The sequence below is a fragment of the Actinocorallia lasiicapitis genome, assembly GCF_054778695.1.
In genome coordinates this window covers 1-4,311 of the sequence record NZ_BAAGZI010000457.1, presented here as the reverse complement: position 1 = coordinate 4,311, position 4,311 = coordinate 1, and the positions used below count along the sequence as shown (strand labels likewise).

At 70.6% G+C, this 4,311-nt stretch carries 4 protein-coding genes; 3 read left to right on the top strand and 1 reads right to left on the bottom strand.

The genetic code is table 11. The features are described 5' to 3' along the window. Positions 1-200: 200 nt before the first annotated feature. Positions 201-659 carry a hypothetical protein gene (locus tag ACYVE7_RS30100; RefSeq protein WP_460369436.1) on the top strand — a complete coding sequence of 153 codons (459 nt, stop codon included), beginning with the start codon at positions 201-203 and terminating at the stop codon, positions 657-659. Between the two features lie 42 nt (positions 660-701). After that, positions 702-2,051, top strand: a complete 1,350-nt coding sequence (locus tag ACYVE7_RS30095; protein WP_460369434.1) for a GH1 family beta-glucosidase — start codon at positions 702-704, stop codon at positions 2,049-2,051. A gap of 3 nt (positions 2,052-2,054) precedes the next feature. Here the strand turns inward: ACYVE7_RS30095 and ACYVE7_RS30090 are convergent, their stop codons facing one another. After that, positions 2,055-3,689, bottom strand: coding sequence for a penicillin-binding transpeptidase domain-containing protein (locus tag ACYVE7_RS30090; RefSeq protein WP_460369432.1), 1,635 nt, complete (start codon positions 3,687-3,689; stop codon positions 2,055-2,057). Positions 3,690-3,799: 110 nt separating this feature from the next. On the opposite strand from ACYVE7_RS30090, the gene ACYVE7_RS30085 reads away from it, so the two are divergent. Then, positions 3,800-4,311 (top strand): LysR family transcriptional regulator (locus ACYVE7_RS30085; protein WP_460369430.1); only part of this gene is annotated, 512 nt, incomplete at its 3' end.

Sequence of the window (4,311 nt, the reverse complement as noted above, 5' to 3'; positions counted from 1 at the left end):
CCGGACCCGCTGATTAAGAGTCAGCTGCTCTAACCAACTGAGCTAGCGGCGCGGGTGTCGGCTCGGCCCGTCGGCCTCGCTGACAGAGAGAACATTACCAGGGTGGGGCGGGGGGCGCGAATCAGTTGGGTGGGGCGAACGTGGGTCGGAGGTAAGTTGTTGCCGACATATACGGTTTCGTGACTTTTGGAGGGGTGTGGATGCTGGTGCGGGGGAAGGTGCTGCTGGTCGCGGTGGCCGTGGCGGCGGGGTCGCTGGCCGGGGCCACGGCGGCGCAGGCGGGCGTACAAGAAGAGCGGGCGGCGGCGTGTTCGGTGCCGCAGAAGTTCTCGCGGGTGATCGAGCTGCCCGGTAAGGGGAGCGTGCACGCGCCGACCAGGAAGCACCCGGGCGGGTGGGTGCGCGGGCAGTACATGAAGATCGTCGACGATGGGGTGACGGAGCCGCACTGGACGGCGTACGGGAAGCGGCACACCCGGTACTTCGCCAAGAAGCCGGTCGTCTGCCTGCTGCTGGCGGGGCCGCGGAACCAGATTCTGAAGAAGAGCTCGCTGAAGGGGCTGCGCAAGCAGGTCGCCACCGGGAAGACGAGCTGGCAGTACGGCCTGGTGATCAAGAAGAACCGGATCGTCAAGATCGTCCAGCTCTGGCGTCCGTAGTGGTGCTTGACAGCCGGGAAACATGAGTAGTACTCATATTTCATGAGCGCTTATCCGGACGGGTTCCTGTGGGGTGTGTCGGCGTCCGCGTTCCAGATCGAAGGGGCCGCCGCCGAAGACGGCAGGGGCCCGTCCGGCTGGGACGTGTTCGTCGCCGAAGGCCGTGTCAAAGACGGCTCCGACGCCCTCGTCTCCACCGACCACTACCACCGGTACCGCGAGGACGTCGCCCTCATGGCCGACCTCGGCGTCGACGCCTACCGGTTCTCGATCGCCTGGCCCCGGATCGTCCCCACCGGCTCCGGCGCGCCCAACCCCAAGGGCCTCGACTTCTACGACCGCCTCATCGACGCCCTCCTGGCCAAAGGCGTCCGGCCCGTCCCGACCCTCTACCACTGGGACACCCCGTACCCGCTGGAAGAGGCGGGCGGCTGGCTGAACCGCGACGTCACCGACCGGTTCGCCGAGTACGCGGCGATCGTCGGCGAGCGGTTCCACGACCGCGTCGAGCAGTGGATCACGATCAACGAGCCCGCCGAGGTGACGCTGCTCGGCTACGGCGTCGGCGATCACGCGCCCGGCCGGAGCCTCGTGTTCGACGCGCTGCCCGCCGCCCACCACCAGCTCCTCGCGCACGGCAAGGCCGTCCAGGCGCTGCGCGCGGCGGGCGCGGCCAACATCGGGATCGCCGTGTCGCACACGCCCGTCTGGGTGGCGGGCGACACCGACGAGGACCGCGCCGCCGCCGACTTCTACGACACCGTCATGAACCGGATGTTCTCCGATCCGCTGCTCACCGGCCGCTACCCCGACGGCCTCGACGAGCTGATGCCGGGCCCCGTCGGCGACGACCTCAAGACCATCGCGTCCCCCCTGGACTGGTACGGGGTCAACTACTACAACCCGTCGCTGGTCGGCGCGCCCCGCGCGGGCTCCCTGGAGACGTTCGGCGGCATCGACATCCCCGCCGACCTGCCGTTCTCCCTCGAGAAGATCGACGGCTATCCGGTGACCGGGTTCGACAACCCGATCGTCCCCGACGGCCTCCGCGAAGTCCTCACCGGGCTGAAGGCCCGCCACGGCGACACCCTCCCGCCGGTCTACATCACCGAGAACGGCTGCTCGTTCCCCGACTCCCCCGACGCGTCCGGCCGGGTCGCCGACCCCGACCGGATCGCGTTCCTCGACGGCCATCTCGCGGCCGTCCGCGCGTCGATCGCCGAGGGGGTGGACGTCCGCGGCTATTTCGTCTGGTCGATCCTGGACAATTTCGAGTGGAAAGAGGGCTACGGCCAGCGCTTCGGCCTCGTCCACGTCGATTTCGCGACGTTGAACCGCACCCCGAAGGACTCCTTCGCCTGGTATCGCGAGGTGATCAAGGCGGCGCGCTGAGCCCTACAGGGCGCCAAGGAACTTGGCGGCGATCGGGGCGGCCGCCTCGGCGCCCGCGCCGCCGTCCTCGACGATCACCGAGAACGCGACGTCGCCCTTGTAGCCGATGAACCAGGCGTGGGCCGGCGGGTTCTCCCCCGACCCGAACTCGGCGGTGCCCGTCTTGCCTGCCGTGCCCGCGGGGAACGAGACGGCGTGCGCGGTGCCCTCCGACACCACCGCCGGCATCAGGACGTGCAGCGCCTTGCGGACCCCCGGGTCCAGCGGATGGTCGGGCTCCGGCGTCCTGCCGCCCGCGTCCAGCGCCTGGCCGGCCAGCTCGGAGGTGACGAGCCGCGGCGAACGCCACGTCCCGTCGGCGGCGGCCGCCGCGACCGACGCCATGTTCAGCGGGCTGGTCAGGACCTGCCCCTGGCCGAACGAGGCGGCCGCGAGCGCGGTGTCGTCGGCGGTCCCGGGGAACGACGCCCGGACGGCCGGCAGCCCCGCGATGATCGGCGCGTTGAACCCGAACTGGGCGGCGACCTTCGCCAGCTTGTCCTGGCCCAGCCGGCCGACCGCCAGATCGGCGAAGGTCGTGTTGCAGGAGTGCGCGAACGCGTCCCGCAGCGGGATCCTGCCGAACTTCTCATAGCCCGCGTTCTTGAAGGTGCGGCCGCCGATGGTCGTGGTGGCCGGGCAGTTCACGGTGCTGCCGGCGTCGAGACCGCCCGCGACCAGGGCCGCGGCCGTCACGACCTTGAAGGTCGATCCTGGCGGGTACTGGCCCATCAGCGCCCGGTTGTAGCCGCCCGGCTTGTTGACGACGGCCAGGATCTCGCCCGTCGACGGCCGGACCACGACCATCGACGCGTTCTTCTTCGCCGTCATCACGGCCTGGCCCGCCGCCGACTGGATCCGCGGATCGATCGTCGTCCTGAGCGGTTTCCCGGCGCCGCCGCCGAACCGCTGGAGGGTCTTGACGGGCTTGCCGTCCGCTCCGACGATCCGCACGACCGTCGCGGGGGTGCCCGCGAGACGCTTCTCGTACTGCTTGTTGAGGCCGTCGAGACCGGCCGGATCACCCTTGCGGTACGGGGCGCCGAGCGCCTCGGCGGCCTTCGCGGTGAGCGGGCCGACCGGGCCGAGGAGCTGCTGGACCGAGCCGGACGTGCTGGAGCGCAGATCGGAACCGTCGGCGGCGGTGATCGTCGCACGGTCGGGGAACGCGCGGACGGCCGTCAGGCGCTGGCCGTCCGCCAGATCGGGGTGCAGGAGCGCGGGCGTCCAGCGGACCAGCCACTCGCCGTCGGAGCGGGTGAAGTCGAAGGTGCCGTCGTAGGACCACTGCTGGCCCTGGCCGAGGGTCAGGGTGGCCTTGTAGGCGGCTCTGGCGTCGTCGCCCTTGCCGACGCCGGACAGGGTGAGGCGCTGGTCGGCGACGCCCAGGTCCGTCCAGGTCTTGGTGAGGGTCGCGGCGAGGCCGGAGGGCGCGCCGCTGGTCAGGGCGGTCATGGCGGCGGCGTCGCGGCGCTGCCAGGCGTCGAGGAACCGTTCGGCGACGGGCCTGGGGCCGTCGTCCCCCTGGGTGATCACGTAGGCGCCCGCGGCGCCTGCCGCGAGAACCACCGGTACTGCCACGAAAACGGCTCGGCGCACGCCGGGCCTCCTTTCCCCCGATCAGGCCAACAGAACACCAGAAGATTCGCAAGGTGTCCAAGATTGATATGAATCATCAATCCATAAGAAAACGGATATAGTCCCTGTTCGTGAACCTGGTCGGACATCTGGCGTGCTTCGTGGCGGTCGCCGAAGAACTCCACTTCGGCCGCGCCGCCGAACGGCTCGGCATGGCGCAACCGCCGCTCAGCCAGCGGATCCAGCGGCTGGAACGCGAACTCGGCACCCGGCTGTTCGACCGGTCCAGCCGCAAGGTCGCGCTCACGGCGTCCGGACGGCTGCTGCTGGACGAGGCGCGGGAACTGCTGGAACTGGCCGGACGGATCCGGTCGATCGGGGAACGGGCCGCCGACCGGGACGTGCTGCGCGTCGGGATCCCCGAAGACCTCAACGGAGCGGTGATCGCCGCCCTGATCGGGACGTTCCGGGACGTCCAGCCCGAACTTCCGCTCGAACTACGGCCCGCGACGACCGGCGATCACCTGCGCGGGCTCGCCGAAGGGGGCCTGGACGCCGCGGTCCTGCGGCACCCCTGCGACACGTCCGGGCTGGCCCTCGGGCCGATGCTCGGCCAGCCCCTCGGCGCGCTGCTGCCCGCCGG

Coding starts and splice junctions, on each gene's coding strand:
- ACYVE7_RS30095 (WP_460369434.1), top strand. CDS start 702: ATGAGCGCTTATCCGGACGGGTTCCTGTGGGGTGTGTCGGCGTCCGCG.
- ACYVE7_RS30100 (WP_460369436.1), top strand. CDS start 201: ATGCTGGTGCGGGGGAAGGTGCTGCTGGTCGCGGTGGCCGTGGCGGCG.